The organism is Pseudomonas sp. GD03944 (assembly GCF_029839275.1).
Lineage (GTDB): Bacteria > Pseudomonadota > Gammaproteobacteria > Pseudomonadales > Pseudomonadaceae > Aquipseudomonas.
In genome coordinates this window covers 26279-47255 of the sequence record NZ_JAOCAH010000014.1, presented here as the reverse complement: position 1 = coordinate 47255, position 20977 = coordinate 26279, and the positions used below count along the sequence as shown (strand labels likewise).

Sequence of the window (20977 nt, the reverse complement as noted above, 5' to 3'; positions counted from 1 at the left end):
GGGCAATTTCCGGTAAGCTTTGCCGCCCTGCAATACGACCTCCCTCCCGTCATGCGTGTCGCCGACTTTACCTTCGAACTCCCTGATCAGTTGATCGCCCGTCATCCCCTGGCCGAGCGCCGGGCCAGCCGTTTGCTGGTTCTGGAAGGCGGCAGCGGCGAGCTGGCGCACCGTCAGTTCAGTGATGTGCTGGAGTACTTGCGCCCGGGCGACCTGATGGTGTTCAACAACACCCGGGTCATCCCCGCACGGTTGTTCGGCCAGAAGGCGTCGGGTGGCAAGCTGGAAGTGCTGGTGGAGCGGGTTCTGGACAGCCATCGGGTGCTGGCCCACGTGCGTTCGAGCAAGTCGCCCAAGCCCGGTTCGCTGATCCATATAGAAGGTGGCGGTGAAGCGCAGATGCTGGCGCGCCACGACGCCCTGTTCGAGCTGCGGTTCAGCGAAGAGGTGCTGCCGCTGCTCGACCGGGTCGGCCACATGCCGTTGCCTCCTTATATAGACCGCGCAGACGACGCGGCGGACCGTGAGCGTTACCAGACCGTCTACGCGGCGCGCGCCGGTGCCGTGGCGGCGCCCACCGCCGGGTTGCATTTCGATCAGGCGCTGCTCGCTGCGCTGGCCGAGAAGGGTGTGGATACCGCCTTCGTGACCCTGCACGTGGGCGCTGGCACCTTCCAGCCGGTGCGTGTCGAGCGGATCGAAGACCACCACATGCACAGCGAGTGGCTGGAGGTCGGCCAGGAGGTGGTCGATGCCGTGGCTGCCTGCCGCGCGCGTGGCGGTCGGGTCGTCGCCGTCGGCACCACCAGCGTGCGTTCACTGGAAAGTGCGGCGCGCGACGGCGTGCTGAAACCCTTCAGCGGCGACACCGACATCTTCATCTACCCCGGGCGCCCGTTCCATGTGGTCGACGCCCTGGTGACCAATTTCCATCTGCCGGAATCGACGCTGCTGATGCTCGTTTCGGCATTTGCCGGGTACCCGGAAACCATGGCGGCCTACCGGACCGCCGTGGCCGAGGGGTATCGCTTCTTCAGTTACGGTGATGCCATGTTCATCACCCGCAATCCCGCACCGCGCGGCCCCGAGGACCAACAATGACACGCACCTGCCGCATGTCCTTCGAACTGCTGGCGACCGATGGCCGTGCGCGCCGCGGCCGCCTGACCTTCCCCCGTGGCGTGGTCGAGACCCCGGCCTTCATGCCGGTGGGTACCTACGGCACGGTCAAGGGCATGCTGCCGCGCGACATCGAGGCCATCGGTGCGCAGATCATTCTCGGCAATACCTTCCACCTGTGGCTGCGCCCGGGTACCGAGGTGATCAAGCGCCACGGCGACCTGCACGACTTCATGCAGTGGCAGGGTCCGATCCTCACCGACTCCGGCGGTTTCCAGGTCTTCAGCCTGGGCGCCATGCGCAAGATCAAGGAGGAGGGCGTGACCTTCGCCTCGCCGGTCGATGGCGCCAAGGTGTTCATGGGGCCGGAAGAGTCGATGCAGGTCCAGCGTGACCTGGGCTCGGACATCGTGATGATCTTCGACGAGTGCACGCCGTACCCGGCGGAGTTCGACGTGGCCAAGCGCTCCATGGAGCTGTCACTGCGCTGGGCCAAGCGTTCCAAGGAGGCCCATGGCGACAGCACTGCAGCGCTGTTCGGCATCGTCCAGGGCGGCATGCACGAATCGCTGCGCATGCGTTCGCTGGAAGGCTTGAATGAGCTGGACTTCGATGGCTTGGCCATTGGCGGCCTGTCGGTCGGCGAGCCGAAGGAAGAGATGATCCGCGTGCTCGACTACCTGCCCGGGCAGATGCCGGCAGACAAGCCGCGCTACCTGATGGGCGTGGGCAAGCCGGAAGACTTGGTTGAGGGCGTGCGCCGCGGCGTGGACATGTTCGACTGCGTGATGCCGACCCGCAACGCGCGCAACGGTCACCTGTTCGTGGAGACCGGCGTGCTGAAGATTCGCAACGCGACCCACAAGCACGACGATTCGCCGCTGGACCCGACCTGCGACTGTTACACCTGTAAACACTTCTCGCGGGCTTATCTGCATCATTTGGACAAGTGCGGCGAAATGCTGGGTAGCATGCTCAATACAATCCACAACTTACGCCACTATCAGCGGCTTATGGCTGGTTTGCGCGAGGCTATTCAACAGGGTACATTGGCCGCCTTTGTCGATGCCTTCTATGCTCGGCGCGGTCTGCCAACGCCGCCGCTGGATTGATTAATCGCTGACTTACAAGATCTTTCAACAGGAGTGTTACATGAGCTTTTTTATCCCTGCTGCATACGCCGATGCGGCTGCCCCGGCGGCTGGTCCAGCTGGCACCGGTTTTGAGTGGGTGTTCCTGGTCGGCTTCCTGGTCATCTTCTACCTGATGATCTGGCGTCCCCAGGCCAAGCGCGCCAAGGAGCACAAGAACCTGATCGGCAACCTGCAGAAGGGCGACGAAGTCGTGACCTCCGGCGGTATCGCCGGCAAGGTGTCGAAGGTTAGCGATGATTTCGTGGTCATCGAAGTGTCCGACACCGTCGAACTGAAGATTCAGAAAGTGGCCATTGCCGCGACCCTGCCCAAGGGCACGTTGAAAGCCATCTAACCGGTCGGTTCCAGTTTTTTCACTTCACGGGGCGCTCAAGGCGCCCCGCGTCATAAGCGGGCGGCGTCATTCATGCTCAACAAATACCCTCTGTGGAAGTACCTGCTGATCGTGGCCGTGCTGGCCGTCAGCCTGATCTATTCCGCACCCAATCTCTATCCGGACGATCCGGCCATCCAGGTCAGTGGCGCGAGTTCCGCACAGACCATCGCCCAGGCCGATCTGGACCGCGTCAGCAAGGCGCTGGCCGATGCCGGTATCGAGGTCAAGGCGTCGAGTGTCGGCGATCAGGGCCGTAGCGGCCTGCTGCGCCTGCTCCGCCAGAGCGACCAGCTTCCGGCCAAGGACATCGTGCGCAGGGCGCTCGGCGACAACTACGTGGTTGCGCTCAACCTGGCGCAAACCACGCCCGAGTGGTTGCGCAGCCTGGGTGCCAGCCCGATGAAGCTGGGCCTGGACCTGTCGGGTGGTGTGCACTTCCTGCTCGAAGTCGACATGGACAAGGCGCTGGATGTACGCCGCCAGGTCTACGAGGGGGAGATCAAGAGCCTGCTGCGCAAGGAGCGCGTGCGCTACCGCAGCATGCCGCAGCAGGGCGGGGCGATTCAGCTGGGCTTTGCCGACAGCGACTCGCTGGAAAAGGCACAGCAGCTGATCCGCAAGGATTTCACCGATTTCGAACTGAATGCTCAGGAGCGTGGCGGCCAACAAGTGCTGCGCGTGACCCTGACCGCGGCGAAGATCGCCGAGATTCGTGAATACTCGATCAAGCAGAACCTGACCACCGTGCGTAACCGGGTCAACGAACTGGGTGTCGCCGAGCCGCTGGTACAGCGCCAGGGCGCCAACCGGATCGTGGTCGAGCTGCCGGGCGTACAGGACACGGCCGAAGCCAAGCGTATTCTCGGCAAGACCGCCAACCTGGAATTCCGCCTGCAGGCCGATGCCAGCGCACCGCGCGGCACCACCGAGTCGTTTGGCTTCCGTGAGGAAGGTCGTCCGCCGGTACAGCTCGAGCGCGAACTGATCATCACCGGTGACCAGGTCACCGATGCCCAGGCCAGCTTCGACGAGAACGGTCGTCCGCAAGTGAACATCCGTCTGGATGGCCACGGCGGCGAGCTGATGAACCGTGCGACCCGCAACAACGTCGGTCGCAGCATGGCGGTGATCTTCATCGAGCAACGCCCGCTGACCCGCTACGTGAAGCAGATGGTCGATGGTGTCGAGCAGGAAGTGCAGGTCGACTCCTTCAAGGAAGAAAAACAGATCATCAGCCTGGCGACCATCCAGTCGCCACTGGGTAGCCAGTTCCGCATCACCGGTCTGAACGGCCAGGGCGAATCCTCCGAGCTGGCGCTGCTGCTGCGTGCCGGTGGTCTGGCGGCGCCGATGTACTTTGCCGAAGAGCGGACCATCGGTCCGAGCCTGGGTGCCGAGAACATCGTCAAGGGTATCGAGTCCACCGAATGGGCGATGATCCTGGTGTCGCTGTTCATGATCGCCATCTACCGCTTCTTCGGCGTGTTGGCCACCGTGGCCCTGGCGTTCAACCTGGTGCTGCTGGTCGGTCTGATGTCGGTGATCGGGGCCACGCTGACCCTGCCGGGTATTGCCGGTATCGTCCTGACACTGGGCATGGCGGTCGATGCCAACGTGCTGATCTATTCACGGATTCGTGAAGAGCTGGCCAATGGGCTGTCGGTGCAGCGCGCAATCCACGAGGGCTTCGACCGTGCATATACCGCCATTCTCGACAGTAACCTGACCACCCTGCTGGTGGGGGCGATCCTGTTCGCGCTGGGCACCGGGCCGATCAAGGGCTTCGCCGTGACCCTGTCGCTGGGCATCATCACCTCGATGTTCACCGCGATCATGTTCACCCGCGGGATGGTCAACCTGATCTTCGGTGGCCGTAACTTCAAGAAACTGTGGATTTGAGGTAAGGCCATGAAGCTGCCATCCCGCATTCCGTTCATGGCGATACGCAACATTGCGTTCGCCATTACCGTGGTTATCAGCCTGATCGGCTTGGGTAGCCTGTTCAAGAATGGCCTCAACTTCGGCCTGGATTTCACCGGCGGTACGCTCATCGAGCTGACCTACGAGCAGCCGGCCGACCTTGAGCTGATCAAGAGCGAGCTGGCCGAGGCCGGGTACCGTGATGCTGTCGTGCAGAGTTTCGGCTCCACCACAGACGTATTGGTGCGCATGGCGGGCGACTCGCCCGACCTGGGTGCCCAGGTGGCTGAATCGTTGCGCAAGATCGACATGGAGACCCGCTTCGACGTCAAGCGTGTCGAATTCGTCGGACCGCAGGTGGGTGAGGAGCTGCGCGACCAGGGGGGGCTGGCCATGCTGCTGGCGCTCGGCGGCATCCTGCTGTACCTGGCTTTCCGCTTTCAGTGGAAGTTCGGGGTGGGTGCGGTCGGCTCTCTGGCCCACGACATCATCGTGACCCTGGGGATCCTGGCCTTTTTCAAGGTCCCGTTCGATCTGACGGTCCTGGCGGCGGTACTGGCCATGGTCGGCTACTCGCTGAACGACACCATCATCATCTATGACCGGATTCGCGAGAACTTCCGGGTAATGCGCAAGGCCGAGATCATCGAGAATATCGATGTGTCGGTGACCCAGACCCTGCTCCGCACCATCGCTACATCGACGTCCACGGCCATGGCCCTGGTGGCCTTGCTGGTGTTCGGCGGTGACAGCCTGGCGGGTTTCGCCCTCACGCTGCTGATTGGTGTGGTGGTGGGTACCTACTCGTCGGTGTACATCAGTGCGCCGGTGTTGATCTGGCTGAAACTCACCTCCGAGGATCTGATTCCTCCGGCGGTCTCCACCGAGGAGATCGATGAACGCCCATGAGACTGTGATGGGCTGCTCATCGATGCACGCGAACGGGCGACAAGGGAACTTGTCGCCCGTTTCGCTTTTCCAAGGCAAGGAGTAAGGCGCACAGGCGCCGTTAGAGTGATCAGGAGATTCGCATGAACAAGTCAATGTTGGTTGGTGCTGTGCTGGGTGCTGTAGGCGTGACGGCCGGTGGTGCTGTTGCGACGTACAGCTTGGTCAGTGGCCCGACGTATGCGGAAGTCCTTGCCGTTGAGCCTGTCAAAGAAACCATCAAGACCCCGCGTGAGGTCTGCAAGGACGTCACCGTCACCCGTCAGCGTCCGGTGAAGGACCAGCACCAGATCGCGGGTACCGCGATCGGCGCCATTGCCGGTGGTCTGCTGGGCAACCAGATCGGCGGCGGCACCGGCAAGAAGATCGCCACGGTGGCGGGCGCAGTGGGTGGCGGCTACGCCGGTAACAAGGTGCAGGAAAACATGCAGGCCAACGACACCTACACGACCACGGAGACGCGCTGCAACACCGTGACCGACAGCAGTGAGAAGGTCGTTGGTTATAACGTGAAGTACGACCTGGACGGCAAGGTCGGCCAGGTGCGCATGGACCGTGATCCGGGTGCGCGTATTCCGGTTCGTGACGGTCAGCTGGTTCTGGCTGACGTCGCCCAGTAACGTCGCGGCTGTGAGGCTCTTCGGAGCCTTGCACAGGCACAAAAAACCGGCCCTTGGGCCGGTTTTTTGTTGTCGCCTGAATCAGCGCTTCAGGGATGCCGACAGGTGCGGCTGGATGGCGGTCAGGACCGCCTTGAAGCATTTGGTGTTGCCGGCAACGATCTGGCCTTTTTCGAGGAAGTCGTGGCCGCCGCTGAAGTCGCTGACCAGGCCGCCCGCTTCCTGGATCAGCAGGGCGCCGGCTGCCATGTCCCACTCGGACAGGCCGAACTCCCAGAACGCATCGAAGCGACCGGCGGCGACGTAGGCGAGGTCGAGGCTGGCGGCGCCGGCACGACGAACGCCGGCGGTCTGGCCGACCAGGCTGCGGAACATGCCCAGGTAGTTTTCCAGGTTGTCCAGTTGGCTGTCGCGGAACGGGAAGCCGGTGCCGAGCAGGGCGCCTTCCAGGCCCTTGCGACCGCTGACGCGCAGGCGGCGGCCATTGAGTGCGGCGCCGCGGCCACGACTGGCGGTGAATTCTTCCTGGCGAACCGGGTCGATGATGACCGCGTGCTCGAGGCGGCCGCGGTACTTGCAGGCCAGGCTGACGGCGAAATGAGGAACGCCGCGGATGAAGTTGGTGGTGCCGTCCAGGGGGTCGATGATCCACAGGTAGTCGGCGCCTTCGCCGGTGCCTTCGATCAGACCACCTTCCTCGCCGAGGAAGCCGTGGTTGGGGTACGCCTTGCGCAGGGCCTGGATGATCAACTGCTCGGCGGAGCGGTCGATCTCGGTCACGTAGTCCTTGGCGTCTTTCTCGTCGACCGAGATGACGTCCAAGCGTTCGATCGAGCGGAAGATCATTTCACCGGCGCTACGGGCTGCGCGCAGCGCGATATTCAGCATAGGCTGCATGGAAGGTCACCTGGGTCGTTAAAGAAAGCCGGCCATTCTAGCAGAAAAGCCTGTCAGATGAAGCGTCCCCTCGGCGGCGCGTGGCATAAATCCGATGGTTTCTGTAAGATTTGCTCCCCCTCGGCTTCTGTGTGAGCACTGGCGTTGCTGCAAAATATTCGTGTGGTCTTGGTCAATACCAGTCATCCCGGCAATATCGGGGGCGCGGCGCGGGCCATGAAGAACATGGGCTTGTCGCGGCTGGTGCTGGTCGATCCCATGGATTTTCCCAGCGGCGACGCCGTGGCACGTGCCTCTGGCGCGACCGATATCCTCGACGGGGCCCAGGTGGTCGGAACACTTGAGGAGGCGCTGGTGGGTTGCAGCCTGGTGCTCGGAACCAGTGCCCGCGATCGCCGCATCCCTTGGCCGCTGCTGGACCCCCGTGAATGCGGCGTGGCGGCCTGCGAGCAGGCCCAGGCCGGCGGGGAGGTCGCGCTGGTCTTCGGCCGCGAATACGCGGGCCTGACAAACGAAGAACTGCAGCGCTGCCAGTTTCACGTGCATATTCCCTCGGACCCGGGTTTCAGCTCGCTCAATCTGGCAGCTGCCGTGCAGGTGCTGGCCTACGAGGTACGCATGGCCTGGCTGGCGGCGCAGAACCAGCCTACCAAGGTGGCCAAGGTCGAAACCACGGCCATTCTCAGCTCGCAGCCGGTGACGGCGGATGAGCTGGAATCCTTCTACGAGCACCTGCAGCTGGCCCTGGTCGAGATCGGTTTTCTCGATCCGGCCAAGCCGCGTCACCTGATGAGTCGCTTGCGTCGTCTATACGGGCGCAGTGCCGTCACCAAGCTGGAAATGAATATTCTGCGCGGCATTTTGACCGAGACAGTCAAGGCGGCGCGCGGTGAGCACCACAAGCAGGGGAAGTCAGATGTTTGAGCGCATGCGAGAAGATATCCAGAGCGTATTCCATCGAGATCCAGCGGCGCGTAACACGCTGGAGGTGGTGACCTGCTATCCCGGTCTGCATGCTGTGTGGTTGCACCGTATCGCCCATGCCCTGTGGGCGTCTGGCTGGAAGTGGCTGGCGCGCGTGGTATCGAATACCGGCCGTTGGGCCACGGGCATCGAGATTCACCCCGGCGCCAGGATCGGGCGGCGCTTCTTCATCGACCATGGCATGGGCATCGTCATCGGTGAAACCGCTGAAATCGGTAATGACGTGACGCTCTACCAGGGCGTGACCCTGGGCGGCACCAGCTGGAACAAGGGCAAGCGCCATCCGACCCTGGAAGATGGAGTGGTGGTGGGGGCGGGCGCCAAGGTGCTCGGGCCGTTCACCGTCGGTGCTGGGGCCAAGATCGGCTCCAACGCTGTGGTCACCAAAGCGGTGCCGGCCGGTGCCACGGCCGTGGGCATCCCGGGGCGGATCATCGTCAAGAACGATGACGAGCAGGAAGCCAAGCGTCAGGCCATGGCGGAAAAGCTGGGCTTCGACGCCTATGGCGTTGGCCAGGACATGCCGGACCCGGTCGCCCGGGCCATTGGGCAGTTGCTCGACCACCTGCAGGCCGTGGACGGCCGCCTGGAGGGAATGTGCACGGCCTTGACGGCGCTTGGCAGTGATTACTGCGCCAAGGAGCTGCCGGCCCTGCGTGAGGAAGATTTCGCCGGTGTCTGCAAGGCGCAGGGCGACAAACCGGCTGCCTGATGCGCACGGGGCGCGGATTTGCTATGCTTCGCGCCCTCCGTTTTTGGCTAAAGCCTGAGTAAATCAATAGGTCTTATAGTTGACTTAAATACTCGGGAATTGCATACTCGCGCCAAACAGTGACCCCGTGGTAATCCCTCCATGCGTCTGACCACCAAAGGCCGTTACGCCGTTACTGCCATGCTCGATCTGGCGCTGCATGCGCAGCACGGACCGGTTTCCCTTGCCGACATCTCCGAGCGTCAGGGTATCTCCCTGTCTTATCTGGAGCAGCTGTTCGCCAAGCTTCGCCGTGGCAACCTGGTTTCCAGTGTGCGCGGGCCGGGCGGCGGCTATCAGCTGTCGCGCGACATGCAGGGCATTCAGGTTGCCGAGGTGATCGATGCGGTCAACGAGTCGGTCGATGCCACCCGTTGCCAGGGGCAGGGCGATTGTCACGCGGGCGATACCTGTCTGACCCATCATTTGTGGTGCGACCTGAGCCAACAGATTCACGAGTTTCTCAGCGGTATCAGCCTGGCCGACCTGGTGACCCGCAGTGAGGTACAGGAAGTTGCCCAGCGCCAGGATCAGCGCCGTTGTAATGGCAAGATGCCGCAACTGGATAAAATTGAAGCGTCTACCGTCGACTGAGCGTAAAGGCGCCGGCCTGCTGGCCTGATACCTGATAGGAGAAGATCAATGAAATTGCCGATTTACCTCGATTATTCCGCAACCACGCCGGTTGATCCGCGTGTTGCGCAGAAAATGAGCGAATGCCTGCTGGTCGATGGCAACTTCGGTAACCCGGCGTCCCGCTCCCACGTGTTCGGCTGGAAAGCCGAAGAGGCGGTGGAGAACGGTCGTCGTCAGGTTGCCGATCTGGTCAATGCCGATCCGCGCGAAATCGTCTGGACCTCCGGTGCCACCGAGTCCGACAACCTGGCGATCAAGGGCATTGCCGACTTCTACAGCAGCAAGGGCAAGCACCTCATCACCTCCAAGATCGAGCACAAGGCCGTTCTGGACACCATGCGCCAACTGGAGCGTGAAGGGTTCGAAGTCACCTACATCGAGCCGGGCGAAGATGGTCTCATCACGCCGGCGATGGTCGAGGCTGTCCTGCGCGAAGACACCATCCTGGTGTCGATCATGCACGTGAACAACGAGATCGGTACGGTCAACGACATCGCCGCCATCGGCGAGCTGACCCGCTCCAAAGGTGTGTTCTTCCACGTCGACGCGGCGCAGTCCACCGGCAAGGTGGAAATCGACCTGCAGACCCTCAAGGTCGACCTGATGTCGTTCTCCGCCCACAAGACCTACGGCCCGAAAGGCGTTGGTGCCCTGTACGTGCGCCGTAAGCCGCGTGTTCGTCTGGAAGCCCAGACCCACGGCGGTGGCCACGAGCGCGGCATGCGTTCCGGCACCCTGGCGACCCACCAGATCGTCGGCATGGGTGAGGCATTCCGCATCGCCAAGGAAGAAATGGCCCAGGAAAACCAGCGCGTGCTGGCGCTGCGTGACCGTTTCTACCAGCAGCTCGAAGGGCTCGAGGAACTGTACGTCAACGGCAGCATGACTGCCCGCGTACCGCACAACCTCAACCTGAGCTTCAACTACGTCGAAGGCGAGTCGCTGATCATGGCGCTCAAGGACTTGGCGGTTTCGTCCGGTTCGGCCTGTACCTCGGCGTCGCTCGAGCCGTCTTACGTGTTGCGTGCCCTCGGCCGCAATGACGAGCTCGCGCACAGCTCCATCCGTTTCACCTTCGGCCGTTTCACCACCGAGGAAGAAGTCGACTACGCCGCGCAAAAAGTGCGCGAAGCGGTCACCAAGCTGCGCGAACTTTCGCCGCTGTGGGATATGTACAAAGACGGCGTCGACATCTCCAAGATCGAGTGGGCGGCACACTAAGTAGTCGCCGACAGAGCGGCTCTCTGATGAGGAAGGAATACCAGCATGGCTTACAGTGAAAAGGTCATTGACCACTACGAAAACCCGCGCAACGTCGGCAAGATGAATGCGGAAGACCCGGATGTCGGTACCGGCATGGTGGGTGCTCCGGCTTGCGGCGACGTGATGCGTCTGCAGATCAAGGTCAACGAGCAGGGCGTGATCGAAGATGCCAAGTTCAAGACCTACGGCTGCGGCTCCGCAATCGCGTCCAGCTCCCTCGCCACCGAGTGGATGAAGGGCAAGACCCTGGATGAGGCGGAAACCATCAAGAACACCCAGTTGGCGGAAGAGCTGGCGCTGCCGCCGGTGAAAATCCACTGCTCCGTACTCGCCGAGGACGCCATCAAGGCTGCCGTGCGCGACTACAAGCAGAAGAAAGGTCTGATCTGAGGAGGTTTCGATGGCTATCAGCATGACCGAAGCTGCCGCTCAACACGTTCGTCGCTCTCTCGAGGGGCGCGGCAAGGGTGAGGGCATTCGCCTGGGCGTTCGCACCACCGGGTGCTCCGGCTTGGCCTACGTGCTGGAGTTCGTCGACGAGACCGCCAGCGAAGACCAGGTGTTCGAGAGCCATGGCGTCAAGGTGATCATCGATCCCAAGAGCCTGGTCTACCTCGACGGCACCGAACTGGATTTCGTCAAGGAAGGGTTGAACGAAGGCTTCAAGTTCAACAATCCCAACGTTCGCGGCGAATGCGGCTGCGGCGAGAGCTTCAATATCTGAGGCGCGTTGTGGGCAGTCCTTGTCATTTTGCTTTGTTCGACCTGCAGCCGAGCTTCCGTCTGGATCTCGAGCAGCTGGCGGCGCGTTATCGCGAGCTGGCGCGCAACGTCCACCCGGACCGTTTTGCCGATGCCAGCGAGCGTGAGCAGCGCATAGCGCTCGAACAGTCCGCCAGCCTCAACGAGGCCTACCGGACCCTCAAGAACGCGCCGCAGCGTGCGCGCTACCTGCTGGCCCTGAGTGGCCCGGAGCTGCCGCTGGAGGTCACGGTGCAGGATCCGGACTTCCTCATGCAGCAGATGCAGTGGCGTGAAGAGCTCGAAGACCTGCAGGACAGCGCCGATCTGGCGGGTGTCGCGGCCTTCAAGCGGCGCCTGAAGGTCGCGCAGGACGAGTTGAACGAGCGCTTCGCCGTTTGTTGGGATGATACGGCCCGTCGCGCCGAGGCCGAGCGCCTGATGCGACGGATGCAGTTCCTCGACAAGCTTTCCCACGAGGTCCGCCAGTTGGAAGAGCGCCTCGACGATTAACGCTCGCGCAGCAGTCGACGCTGCGCCCGGCACCTAGATAAGCACTGAATAACCATGGCCTTACTGCAGATTGCCGAGCCCGGACAGAGCCCCCAGCCCCATCAGCGTCGGCTGGCGGTCGGCATTGACCTGGGTACCACCAATTCGCTGGTCGCTGCCGTGCGCAGCGGCTTGTCAGAGCCATTGGCCGATGCCGATGGGCAGGTCATCCTGCCGTCGGCCGTTCGCTACCACGCCGATCGCGTCGAAGTGGGCGCGGCTGCCAAGGCGGCGGCGTCGTCCGATCCGCTCAACACTGTGCTGTCGGTAAAGCGCCTGATGGGTCGTGGGTTGGCGGACGTCAAGCAACTGGGCGAGCAGTTGCCCTATCGCTTCGCCGAGGGTGAGTCGCACATGCCGTTCATCGAGACGGTCCAGGGGGCCAAGAGCCCGGTGGAAGTCTCGGCGGATATTCTCAAGGTCCTGCGTCAGCGTGCTGAAAGCGCCCTGGGGGGCGAGCTGGTGGGTGCCGTGATCACCGTGCCGGCGTATTTCGATGACGCCCAGCGCCAGTCCACCAAGGACGCAGCGCGCCTGTCCGGGCTGACCGTGCTGCGCCTGCTCAACGAGCCGACAGCTGCTGCAGTCGCCTATGGCCTGGACCAGCACGCCGAGGGCGTGGTGGCCATTTACGACCTGGGCGGCGGTACATTCGATATTTCCATCCTGCGCCTGACCGGCGGCGTGTTCGAAGTCCTGGCGACTGGCGGCGACAGCGCCCTGGGCGGCGATGACTTCGACCACGCCATCGCCAATTGGGTGGTCGAGCAGGCGGGCGCTTCCGCGGACCTGGCGCCCGGCGAGCAGCGCCAGTTGCTGGCCATGGCCTGTGCGGCCAAGGAAGCGCTGACCACTGCCTCCAGCACGGTCGTGAGTCATGGCGACTGGCAGGGGCAATTGAGCCGTGAACAGTTCGACGCGTTGATCGAACCCATGGTCGGTCGCAGCCTCAAGGCATGCCGCCGCGCCGTGCGTGATGCCGGCATCGAACTGGAAGAAGTCGAGGCCGTGGTCATGGTTGGCGGTTCGACCCGTGTGCCGCGTGTGCGTCAGGCCGTTGGTGAGCTGTTCGCCCGCGAACCGCTGACCGACATCGATCCGGATCAGGTCGTGGCGATCGGTGCGGCCATCCAGGCCGATGCCCTGGCAGGCAACAAGCGCGGCGATGGGGAAGAGCTGCTGTTGCTGGACGTGATTCCGCTGTCGCTGGGTCTGGAAACCATGGGCGGGCTGATGGAAAAAGTCATTCCGCGTAACACCACCATCCCCGTGGCCCGTGCCCAGGAATTCACCACCTACAAGGATGGCCAGACGGCCATGATGGTTCATGTGCTGCAGGGCGAGCGTGAGCTGATCAGCGATTGCCGCTCCCTGGCGCGTTTCGAGCTGCGCGGCATCCCGCCGATGGTGGCGGGCGCGGCGAAAATCCGCGTGACCTTCCAGGTCGACGCCGACGGTCTGCTCAGCGTGGCCGCGCGCGAGCTGGCCTCCGGGGTCGAGGCCAGCATCCAGGTCAGGCCGTCCTATGGGCTGACCGATGGCGAAATCGCCCGTATGCTGCAGGACTCCTTCCAGAATGCCGGTGATGACAAGGTCGCCCGGGTGCTGCGTGAGCAGCAGGTCGATGCGCAGCGCCTGCTGGAAGCCGTGCAGGCGGCCCTCGATGCTGATGGTCAGGCGTTGCTGGAGGCCGACGAACGTCTGGCTATCGAAGCGCAGATGCAGGACTTGCGCGACCTGATGGCGGGAAGCGATGGCCTGGCCATCGAGCAACAGACCAAACGTTTGACCCAGGTGACCGATGCCTTTGCCGCTCGTCGCCTGGATGCCACGGTCAAGGCCGCACTGGCCGGCCGTCGTCTTAATGAGATCGAGGAATAAGCATGCCGCAGATCATTTTTCTGCCCCACGCGGTTTTTTGCCCGGATGGGCTGGTCGTGGAGGTCGAGCCCGGCGTGTCCATTCTCGACGTGGCCCATGACCACCACATCGAAATGGAAAGCGCCTGCGGCGGTGTCTGTGCCTGCACCACCTGCCACTGCATCGTGCGCGAGGGTTTCGACACCCTGGAAGAGGCGGACGAACTCGAAGAAGACATGCTGGACAAGGCCTGGGGCCTGGAAGCGCAATCGCGCCTGGCGTGCCAGGTCATCGTTGGTAACGAAGACCTGACGATCGAGATTCCGAAGTATTCGCTCAACCATGCCGCCGAAGCGCCGCACTGAGTCAGGGAGTCGTCATGGGTCTGAAGTGGGTGGATGTCCTTGAAATCGCGATCCAGCTTGCCGACAGCAAGCCGGAGGTGGATCCGCGCTATGTGAATTTCGTCGATCTGCACCGTTGGGTGCTGGCGCTGCCGGAGTTTTCCGACGATCCCCAGCGTGGCGGCGAGAAGGTCCTGGAGGCCATTCAGGCCGCCTGGATCGAAGAAGCCGACTGAGGCGCGCCACGCGGCGCACCTACGCTTTTAACCAGAACCCGCGTATGATTCGCGGGTTTAATTTTTCGCTTTACTCAATTGTTTCTGGAGTTCCACATGGCTGTTCAACGTACTTTCTCCATCATCAAGCCGGATGCCGTTGCCAAAAACGTGATCGGTGAGATCGTGACCCGTTTTGAAAAAGCCGGTCTGCGCGTCGTGGCGTCGAAAATGGTTCAGCTGTCCGAGCGCGAAGCTGCCGGCTTCTACGCCGAGCACAGCGAGCGTGGCTTCTTCAAGGACCTGGTTGCGTTCATGACTTCCGGTCCGGTCATCGTCCAGGTTCTGGAAGGTGAAGACGCGATCCTGAAGAACCGTGAGCTGATGGGCGCTACCAACCCGAAAGAAGCGGCTGCCGGCACCATCCGTGCTGACTTCGCCGTTTCCATCGACGAAAACGCCGTACACGGTTCCGATTCCGAAGCCTCGGCTGCTCGCGAAATCGCTTACTTCTTCGCTTCCACCGAAGTGTGCGCGCGTATTCGCTAAGGCGAATGTTGCGAGGGTGAAGCCATGAGTGACGCTACCGGCAAAATCAATCTGTTGGGTCTGACCCAGGCAGAAATGGAGCAGTTCTTCGAGAGCATCGGGGAGAAACGCTTCCGTGCCGGACAGGTCATGAAGTGGATTCACCACTTCGGCATCGACGATTTCGATGCCATGAGCAACGTCGGCAAGGCCTTGCGCGAGAAGCTCAAGGCCTCTGCCATCATTCGCGGCCCTGAAGTGGTCAGCGAAGACATTTCCACTGATGGCACGCGCAAGTGGGTAGTGCGGGTGGCGTCAGGCAGTTGTGTGGAAACCGTGTACATCCCCCAGGGCTCGCGGGGCACCCTGTGTGTCTCCTCGCAGGCCGGCTGTGCGCTGGATTGCAGTTTCTGCTCGACTGGCAAGCAAGGGTTCAACAGTGACCTGAGTGCTGCCGAGGTGATCGGCCAGGTGTGGATCGCCAACAAGTCGTTCGGCACCGTGCCGGCCAAAATCGACCGTGCCATCACCAACGTGGTGATGATGGGCATGGGCGAGCCGCTGCTGAACTTCGACAACGTCGTCGCCGCCATGAAAATCATGATGGACGACCTGGGCTATGGCATCTCCAAGCGCAAGGTGACGTTGTCCACCTCGGGCGTCGTGCCCATGATCGACAAGCTGGCGGAGGTCATCGACGTGTCGCTGGCCCTGTCGTTGCACGCGCCGAACGACGCGCTGCGCAACCAGCTGGTGCCGATCAACAAGAAATACCCGCTGGACATGCTGCTGGCGGCCTGCAAGCGCTACGTTTTGCGCCTCGGCGAGAAACGTGTGCTGACCATCGAATACACCCTGCTCAAGGATGTGAACGATAAGCCGGAACATGCTGAGGAGATGATCGCACTTCTGCGTGATGTGCCTTGCAAGATCAACCTGATCCCGTTTAATCCGTTCCCCCACTCCGGGTATGAGCGCCCCAGTAATAACGCGATACGTCGTTTCCAGGATCTGCTGCACAAAGCCGGGCACAATGTCACCGTGCGCACCACGCGCGGCGAAGACATCGATGCCGCTTGTGGGCAGCTTGTCGGCCAGGTGATGGACCGCACCCGCCGTAGCGAGCGCTACATAGCCGTACGTGAACTGAGCAGCGAGGCCGATACGCCACGTTCCGCCGCTAACAGAAATTGAAGGGAGGATACCCATGACCCTGCGCCCTGCGCTGTTCTTGCTAATCGCCAGCCTGTTGACCGGTTGTGTCTCGACCGGTGATGTCGATCCGATGAGAACTGAAAAAGGGCGTAACGATGCACGTGATGCGTACATTCAGTTGGGAATCGGGTATCTGCAGCAAGGCGCCAGCGAGCGCGCCAAGGTGCCGTTGAGAAAGGCACTGGAGCTCGATTCTTCCAGCGCCGATGCGCACGTGGCCCTCGCCATGGTATTCCAGATGGAAATGGAGTCGGAACTGGCGGACCAGCATTTCCGCCGCGCCCTGTCCCAGCGCCCCGATGATGCGCGCCTGCTGAACAACTACGGCGGCTTCCTCTACGAGCAGAAACGCTACCAGGAAGCCGAGGAGCGCTACCGGCAAGCGGCCAAGGATAACCTCTACCCCGAGCGCTCCCGCGTGTTCGAGAACCTGGGCATGACCCTGGTGATGCTCAACAAGCGCGAGGAAGCCAAGACCTACTTCGAGCGTTCGCTACGCCTGAACAGCCGCCAGCCACGTGCACTACTCGAGATGGCTGTCATGTCCTACGAGGACAAGCAGTACGTGCCGGCGCGTAACTACTACGACAGTTACAGCCAGATCAGCGCACAGAATGCTCGCAGCCTGCTGCTGGGCACGCGCCTGGCCACGATTTTCGATGACCGTGACAGGGCTGCCAGCCTCGGTCTGCAATTGAAACGTCTTTATCCCGGTACGCCGGAATATCAGCAATACCTGTCGGAGCAATGATGAAAGCGGCTCATCCTGAAGTTGTAGCAACTCCCCGTGTCAATCCGGGCGAGTCTCTGCGCAAGGCCCGCGAAAGCAAGAACCTGAGCATCGCCGAAGTGGCGGCGCAGCTGAACCTGACGCCGCAACGCCTGAGCCAGATCGAGGCCGGCGCGTTCGACAAGCTGCCAGGTAATACCTTCGCACGCGGCTATATCCGGGCCTACGCCAAACTGCTGGACATCGATCAGGCGCGCCTGGTCATGGAATTCGACCAATTCACCGGCAGCGATGCGATCGGTAGCCACGTACAGAGCCTGGGCCGCATCGAGGAGCCGGTGAGCTACTCGCAGCGCATTCTGCGTTTCGTCAGCTTTGCCTTGCTGCTGGCCTTGGCCGTGGTGGGTTTCTACTGGTGGCAGGAACAGGCCGATCAGCGTGCGGACACGTCATCCGGCCCGATTGCCCATGTCGAAGTCGAAGGGGCGGACGGCACCACGCAGATTCATACCCTGGACGAGCCCGAAGACCAGGCCGTCGCTGCCGCACAGAACGAAACCGAATTGAATCTGCCCGAAGTGCCTGCCGAGGCGGCGCAGGTGGAGGGTGTCGAAGAGCCCGTTGCTGCCGCGCCGTCCACTGATGCGCCTGTCGCGGCAGAAGCACCGGCTGCGCCTGCCGAACCCGCTCCGGCAGCCCCGGCCGCGGTAGCGCCTGCTCCCGCCCCGGCACCGAGCGAAGCCCCTGTCGCTGCGGCGGGGGAGGGCATCATTCGAGTCAATTTCACCGCCGATTGCTGGACCCAGGTCAAGGATGGCAACGGCAAGGTCGTGTTCAGTGCGCTGAAGCGCGCGGGCGACAGCATCGAAGTGGTCGGCAAGGCACCGCTCGAACTGCGCCTGGGCTTCGCCCGCGGTGCTCAGGTGACCTTCAACGGGCAGGCGGTGGATGTCACGCCGTTCATCAGTGGCGAAACCGCACGCTTGAATCTGGGGCAGTAAGACATGCATTGCGAATCACCGATCAAGCGACGTCTGTCACGCAAGATCTGGGTCGGCTCGGTGCCGGTTGGCGGTGATGCGCCAATCGCGGTGCAGAGCATGACCAACACCGACACCAACGATGTGGCGGCTACCGTGGCGCAGATCCGTCGCCTGCAAGACGCCGGCGCGGACATTGTGCGTGTTTCCGTGCCGGACATGGACGCCGCCGAAGCCTTCGGCAAGATCAAGCAGCAGGTTCAGGTACCGCTGGTGGCCGATATCCACTTCGACTACCAGATCGCCCTGCGTGTCGCCCAGCTGGGCGTCGATTGCCTGCGCATCAACCCGGGCAATATCGGCCGGGAAGACCGTGTTCGTGCGGTGGTCGAGGCCGCCCGCGAGAAGAACATTCCGATCCGCATCGGCGTCAACGCCGGTTCGCTGGAAAAGGACCTGCAGAAGAAGTACGGCGAGCCCACACCGGAGGCGCTGGTCGAGTCGGCGCTGCGCCACGTGGAGCACCTGGATCGTCTGAATTTCCCGGATTTCAAGGTCAGCGTGAAGGCCTCCGATGTGTTCATGGCCGTCGAAGCCTACCGGCTGCTGGCCAAGCAGATCGAACAGCCGCTGCACCTGGGTATCACTGAAGCCGGCGGCCTGCGTTCGGGAACGGTGAAGTCTGCGGTTGGCTTGGGTATGCTGCTGGCCGATGGTATCGGCGATACCATCCGCATCTCGCTGGCGGCGGACCCCGTCGAAGAGATCAAGGTGGGCTTCGACATCCTCAAGTCCTTGCGCCTGCGTTCCCGTGGCATCAACTTCATCGCCTGCCCGAGCTGCTCGCGGCAGAACTTCGATGTGGTCAAGACCATGAACGAGCTGGAAACCCGGGTCGAAGACCTGCTGGTTCCGCTGGACGTGGCCGTGATCGGCTGCGTGGTCAACGGGCCGGGCGAAGCGAAGGAGGCCCACATCGGCCTCACTGGCGGCACGCCGAACAACCTGATCTACATCGACGGCAAGCCGGCCCAGAAAATGAACAACGAAAACCTGGTGGACGAGCTGGAAAAGCTCATTCGCCAGAAGGCGGCCGAGAAGGTCGCCGCGGATGCAGCCGTCATCGTACGTGGCTGATGCGCCCGCGAACCAGAACCGCTAAGGAATAGAATTGAGCAAGTCCCTGCAAGCCATCCGTGGCATGAACGACATCCTGCCTGAGCAGACCCCGCTCTGGCGTTACTTCGAAGGTCAGGTCGCCAGCCTGCTGGACGGCTACGGCTATCGGCAGATCCGCATGCCGATCGTCGAGTTCACCGAGCTCTTCAAGCGCTCCATCGGCGAAGTGACGGACATCGTCGAAAAAGAGATGTACACCTTCGCCGACCGCAACGGTGACTCCCTCACCCTGCGTCCGGAAGGGACCGCGGCCTGCGTTCGTGCGGTGCTCGAGCATGGCCTCGCCGGGGGCGGCCAGACCCAGAAACTGTGGTACATCGGTCCGATGTTCCGCCACGAGCGCCCGCAGAAGGGCCGCTATCGCCAGTTCCACCAGATCGGCGTGGAAGCGTTCAACATCGACGGTCCGGACATCGATGCCGAACTGATCATCCTGACCTGGCGCCTGTGGGGCCTGCTGGGCATCCGCAATGCCATAACCCTCGAGCTCAACAGCCTGGGCACCAGCGAAGCACGCGCGGTCTACCGCGAGGCCCTGGTGACCTACCTGTCGGCCCGCGCCGAGCAGCTCGACGAAGACAGCCGTCGCCGCCTGACCAGTAACCCGCTGCGCGTACTCGACAGCAAGGTGCCCGAGACCCAGGCCCTGCTGGTCGATGCGCCGAAGCTGGCGGACTACCTGGATGACGCTTCCCGTGTGCATTTCGAAGGGCTGAAGGCTCGCCTGGATGCCGCCGGCGTGCCTTATGTGATCAACCCCAAGCTGGTGCGGGGCCTGGATTACTACAGCAAGACCGTATTCGAATGGGTCACCGATCAGCTGGGTGCCCAGGGCACCGTCTGCGCCGGTGGACGCTACGACGGCCTGGTCGAGCAGATGGGTGGCAAGCCCACACCAGGCGTCGGTTTCGCCATGGGCATCGAACGGTTGGTGCTGCTGATCGAAACCTTAGGTAAAGTGCCGGCTGAAATTGCACGTCAGGTCGATGTGTACCTGTGTGCCTTCGGCGAGCCTGCCGAGCTGGCAGCCCTGGCGCTGGCGGAGCGGCTGCGTGATCAACTGCCTGGCTTGCGCCTGCAGGTGAATACCGGGGCCGGCAGCTTCAAGAGCCAACTGAAAAAAGCCGACAAGAGCGGTGCGCTGTATGCCCTGGTTCTCGGGGAAGACGAATTGGCCCAGCAAGTGGTAGGTTGCAAGCCGCTGCGGGACCAGGGTGAACAACAAAGCATCGCCTGGGATGCTCTGACTGAGTATCTGGCGACCTGCACTGCGCAGGCCTGACAGGCTGTTAAGCGATTTAGCGAATAGGAGTATTGGGGTGGTTTCGCGTACCGATGATGAAGAGCTGGCGGTAATCAAGGACTGGTGGCAGCGCAACGGCAAGCCGTTGCTGGCCGGTGCCATTGTCGCGCTGATCGTGGTGTTCGGCTGGCAGGGCTGGCAGAAGTACCAGGTCAATCAGTCCCAGAGCGCTTCGGTGGTCTATCAGCAGCTGCTGGAAGCCGCGCTGGCGCCGAATGGCCAGCCGGATGCCGCCAAGGTCGCTGAACTGGCCAATACGCTCAAGAGCGATTTCGGCGGTACGCACTACGCCCAGTACGGCAGCCTGTTCGTCGCGAAAGTCGCGATCGAGGCGGGCCAGCTGGATGACGCGGCGACCGAACTGCGCACCATCGTCGACAAGCCCGCGGATGACACCCTGGCCGAGCTGGCGCGTCAGCGTCTGGCCCGCGTCCTGGCTGCCCAGGACAAGGTCGAGGATGCCCTGAAGCTGCTCGACGGCGATGCCGACCAGGCCTTCCTGGCCAGCCGTGAAGAATTGAAAGGCGATTTGCTGGTGCAGCTCGGCCGCAGCGACGATGCGCACGCGGCGTACACCAAGGCCAAGGCGGCATTGTCCGAAGAGGCAGCGGTGGGTGGTCTGCAGATGAAGCTCGACGACCTGGCGAAAGGGGAAGCGTGAC

Annotated in this window: 24 protein-coding genes; 23 read left to right on the top strand and 1 reads right to left on the bottom strand. The window is 62.5% G+C overall.

Annotated elements, in window-relative coordinates:
* Window positions 1-51 precede the first annotated feature (51 nt).
* From queA to N5C28_RS19310, 6 genes are all read left to right on the top strand, one after another.
* Window positions 52-1101 (top strand): tRNA preQ1(34) S-adenosylmethionine ribosyltransferase-isomerase QueA, encoded by a 1050-nt coding sequence (queA, locus tag N5C28_RS19335; RefSeq protein ID WP_279824821.1) that lies wholly within the window; start codon window positions 52-54, stop codon window positions 1099-1101.
* A 14-nt stretch (window positions 1102-1115) separates the two neighbouring features.
* Window positions 1116-2231, top strand: coding sequence for a tRNA guanosine(34) transglycosylase Tgt (tgt, locus tag N5C28_RS19330; RefSeq protein ID WP_279824943.1), 1116 nt, complete (start codon window positions 1116-1118; stop codon window positions 2229-2231).
* A gap of 40 nt (window positions 2232-2271) precedes the next feature.
* Window positions 2272-2607 (top strand): preprotein translocase subunit YajC, encoded by a 336-nt coding sequence (yajC, locus tag N5C28_RS19325; RefSeq protein WP_279824820.1) that lies wholly within the window; start codon window positions 2272-2274, stop codon window positions 2605-2607.
* Between the two features lie 72 nt (window positions 2608-2679).
* The gene (secD, locus tag N5C28_RS19320; RefSeq protein WP_279824819.1) at window positions 2680-4548 is read left to right on the top strand and encodes a protein translocase subunit SecD; all 1869 of its coding nucleotides are present in this window, start codon (window positions 2680-2682) and stop codon (window positions 4546-4548) included.
* A 15-nt stretch (window positions 4549-4563) separates the two neighbouring features.
* Complete coding sequence (gene secF, locus N5C28_RS19315; protein ID WP_279824942.1) at window positions 4564-5478, top strand: protein translocase subunit SecF; 915 nt, start codon at window positions 4564-4566, stop codon at window positions 5476-5478.
* A gap of 122 nt (window positions 5479-5600) precedes the next feature.
* Window positions 5601-6137: a glycine zipper 2TM domain-containing protein gene (locus N5C28_RS19310; RefSeq protein ID WP_279824818.1), complete on the top strand. Its 537-nt coding sequence runs from the start codon at window positions 5601-5603 to the stop codon at window positions 6135-6137.
* Between the two features lie 81 nt (window positions 6138-6218).
* Here N5C28_RS19310 and suhB read toward each other — a convergent pair whose 3' ends face one another.
* On the bottom strand, window positions 6219-7034 hold the full coding sequence (suhB, locus tag N5C28_RS19305) for an inositol-phosphate phosphatase (RefSeq protein ID WP_279824817.1): 816 nt from the start codon (window positions 7032-7034) through the stop codon (window positions 6219-6221).
* Window positions 7035-7178: 144 nt separating this feature from the next.
* Here suhB and trmJ point away from each other — a divergent pair, with 144 nt between their 5' ends.
* From trmJ to N5C28_RS19220, 17 genes are all read left to right on the top strand, one after another.
* Window positions 7179-7958 (top strand): tRNA (cytosine(32)/uridine(32)-2'-O)-methyltransferase TrmJ, encoded by a 780-nt coding sequence (trmJ, locus tag N5C28_RS19300; protein ID WP_279824816.1) that lies wholly within the window; start codon window positions 7179-7181, stop codon window positions 7956-7958.
* Window positions 7951-8730 carry a serine O-acetyltransferase gene (cysE, locus tag N5C28_RS19295; protein WP_279824815.1) on the top strand — a complete coding sequence of 260 codons (780 nt, stop codon included), beginning with the start codon at window positions 7951-7953 and terminating at the stop codon, window positions 8728-8730. The genes trmJ and cysE overlap by 8 nt, the downstream gene beginning before the upstream one ends.
* Window positions 8731-8871: 141 nt before the next feature.
* Window positions 8872-9363 (top strand): Fe-S cluster assembly transcriptional regulator IscR, encoded by a 492-nt coding sequence (iscR, locus tag N5C28_RS19290; protein WP_279824814.1) that lies wholly within the window; start codon window positions 8872-8874, stop codon window positions 9361-9363.
* A 48-nt stretch (window positions 9364-9411) separates the two neighbouring features.
* Complete coding sequence (locus N5C28_RS19285; protein WP_279824813.1) at window positions 9412-10626, top strand: IscS subfamily cysteine desulfurase; 1215 nt, start codon at window positions 9412-9414, stop codon at window positions 10624-10626.
* A 45-nt stretch (window positions 10627-10671) separates the two neighbouring features.
* Window positions 10672-11058, top strand: a complete 387-nt coding sequence (gene iscU, locus N5C28_RS19280) for a Fe-S cluster assembly scaffold IscU (protein WP_003248539.1) — start codon at window positions 10672-10674, stop codon at window positions 11056-11058.
* A gap of 10 nt (window positions 11059-11068) precedes the next feature.
* Window positions 11069-11392: an iron-sulfur cluster assembly protein IscA gene (iscA, locus tag N5C28_RS19275; protein ID WP_160344046.1), complete on the top strand. Its 324-nt coding sequence runs from the start codon at window positions 11069-11071 to the stop codon at window positions 11390-11392.
* 8 nt (window positions 11393-11400) lie between these two features.
* Entirely contained in the window at window positions 11401-11922 is a 522-nt protein-coding gene (gene hscB / locus N5C28_RS19270; protein WP_279824811.1) for a co-chaperone HscB, read from the top strand.
* 54 nt (window positions 11923-11976) lie between these two features.
* Window positions 11977-13842, top strand: a complete 1866-nt coding sequence (gene hscA / locus N5C28_RS19265; protein ID WP_279824810.1) for a Fe-S protein assembly chaperone HscA — start codon at window positions 11977-11979, stop codon at window positions 13840-13842.
* Between the two features lie 2 nt (window positions 13843-13844).
* A complete protein-coding gene (gene fdx / locus N5C28_RS19260) occupies window positions 13845-14186 on the top strand; it encodes an ISC system 2Fe-2S type ferredoxin (protein ID WP_279824809.1) in 342 nt (113 codons plus the stop codon).
* A 14-nt stretch (window positions 14187-14200) separates the two neighbouring features.
* Window positions 14201-14401 (top strand): Fe-S cluster assembly protein IscX, encoded by a 201-nt coding sequence (gene iscX / locus N5C28_RS19255; RefSeq protein WP_279824808.1) that lies wholly within the window; start codon window positions 14201-14203, stop codon window positions 14399-14401.
* 96 nt (window positions 14402-14497) lie between these two features.
* A complete protein-coding gene (gene ndk / locus N5C28_RS19250; protein WP_279824807.1) occupies window positions 14498-14929 on the top strand; it encodes a nucleoside-diphosphate kinase in 432 nt (143 codons plus the stop codon).
* 24 nt (window positions 14930-14953) lie between these two features.
* Complete coding sequence (rlmN, locus tag N5C28_RS19245) at window positions 14954-16102, top strand: 23S rRNA (adenine(2503)-C(2))-methyltransferase RlmN (RefSeq protein WP_279824805.1); 1149 nt, start codon at window positions 14954-14956, stop codon at window positions 16100-16102.
* A gap of 13 nt (window positions 16103-16115) precedes the next feature.
* Entirely contained in the window at window positions 16116-16874 is a 759-nt protein-coding gene (gene pilW / locus N5C28_RS19240) for a type IV pilus biogenesis/stability protein PilW (protein WP_279824804.1), read from the top strand.
* Window positions 16874-17854: a helix-turn-helix domain-containing protein gene (locus N5C28_RS19235; protein ID WP_279824802.1), complete on the top strand. Its 981-nt coding sequence runs from the start codon at window positions 16874-16876 to the stop codon at window positions 17852-17854. Before pilW ends, N5C28_RS19235 begins: the two co-directional genes overlap by 1 nt.
* Window positions 17855-17857: 3 nt before the next feature.
* On the top strand, window positions 17858-18970 hold the full coding sequence (ispG, locus tag N5C28_RS19230; protein ID WP_279824800.1) for a flavodoxin-dependent (E)-4-hydroxy-3-methylbut-2-enyl-diphosphate synthase: 1113 nt from the start codon (window positions 17858-17860) through the stop codon (window positions 18968-18970).
* Between the two features lie 34 nt (window positions 18971-19004).
* A complete protein-coding gene (gene hisS / locus N5C28_RS19225; protein ID WP_279824799.1) occupies window positions 19005-20294 on the top strand; it encodes a histidine--tRNA ligase in 1290 nt (429 codons plus the stop codon).
* Between the two features lie 37 nt (window positions 20295-20331).
* Window positions 20332-20976, top strand: a complete 645-nt coding sequence (locus tag N5C28_RS19220) for a tetratricopeptide repeat protein (RefSeq protein WP_279824798.1) — start codon at window positions 20332-20334, stop codon at window positions 20974-20976.
* Window position 20977 lies beyond the last annotated feature (1 nt).

Bases quoted from the DNA above. Each gene is read 5' to 3' on its own strand.
- iscU (WP_003248539.1), top strand. From the start codon at position 10,672: ATGGCTTACAGTGAAAAGGTCATTGACCACTACGAAAACCCGCGCAAC.
- ispG (WP_279824800.1), top strand. From the start codon at position 17,858: ATGCATTGCGAATCACCGATCAAGCGACGTCTGTCACGCAAGATCTGG.
- secD (WP_279824819.1), top strand. From the start codon at position 2,680: ATGCTCAACAAATACCCTCTGTGGAAGTACCTGCTGATCGTGGCCGTG.
- iscA (WP_160344046.1), top strand. From the start codon at position 11,069: ATGGCTATCAGCATGACCGAAGCTGCCGCTCAACACGTTCGTCGCTCT.
- pilW (WP_279824804.1), top strand. From the start codon at position 16,116: ATGACCCTGCGCCCTGCGCTGTTCTTGCTAATCGCCAGCCTGTTGACC.
- hscA (WP_279824810.1), top strand. From the start codon at position 11,977: ATGGCCTTACTGCAGATTGCCGAGCCCGGACAGAGCCCCCAGCCCCAT.
- rlmN (WP_279824805.1), top strand. From the start codon at position 14,954: ATGAGTGACGCTACCGGCAAAATCAATCTGTTGGGTCTGACCCAGGCA.
- N5C28_RS19235 (WP_279824802.1), top strand. From the start codon at position 16,874: ATGAAAGCGGCTCATCCTGAAGTTGTAGCAACTCCCCGTGTCAATCCG.
- suhB (WP_279824817.1), bottom strand. From the start codon at position 7,034: ATGCAGCCTATGCTGAATATCGCGCTGCGCGCAGCCCGTAGCGCCGGT.
- ndk (WP_279824807.1), top strand. From the start codon at position 14,498: ATGGCTGTTCAACGTACTTTCTCCATCATCAAGCCGGATGCCGTTGCC.
- iscR (WP_279824814.1), top strand. From the start codon at position 8,872: ATGCGTCTGACCACCAAAGGCCGTTACGCCGTTACTGCCATGCTCGAT.
- cysE (WP_279824815.1), top strand. From the start codon at position 7,951: ATGTTTGAGCGCATGCGAGAAGATATCCAGAGCGTATTCCATCGAGAT.
- queA (WP_279824821.1), top strand. From the start codon at position 52: ATGCGTGTCGCCGACTTTACCTTCGAACTCCCTGATCAGTTGATCGCC.
- N5C28_RS19285 (WP_279824813.1), top strand. From the start codon at position 9,412: ATGAAATTGCCGATTTACCTCGATTATTCCGCAACCACGCCGGTTGAT.
- iscX (WP_279824808.1), top strand. From the start codon at position 14,201: ATGGGTCTGAAGTGGGTGGATGTCCTTGAAATCGCGATCCAGCTTGCC.
- tgt (WP_279824943.1), top strand. From the start codon at position 1,116: ATGTCCTTCGAACTGCTGGCGACCGATGGCCGTGCGCGCCGCGGCCGC.
- yajC (WP_279824820.1), top strand. From the start codon at position 2,272: ATGAGCTTTTTTATCCCTGCTGCATACGCCGATGCGGCTGCCCCGGCG.
- fdx (WP_279824809.1), top strand. From the start codon at position 13,845: ATGCCGCAGATCATTTTTCTGCCCCACGCGGTTTTTTGCCCGGATGGG.
- N5C28_RS19310 (WP_279824818.1), top strand. From the start codon at position 5,601: ATGAACAAGTCAATGTTGGTTGGTGCTGTGCTGGGTGCTGTAGGCGTG.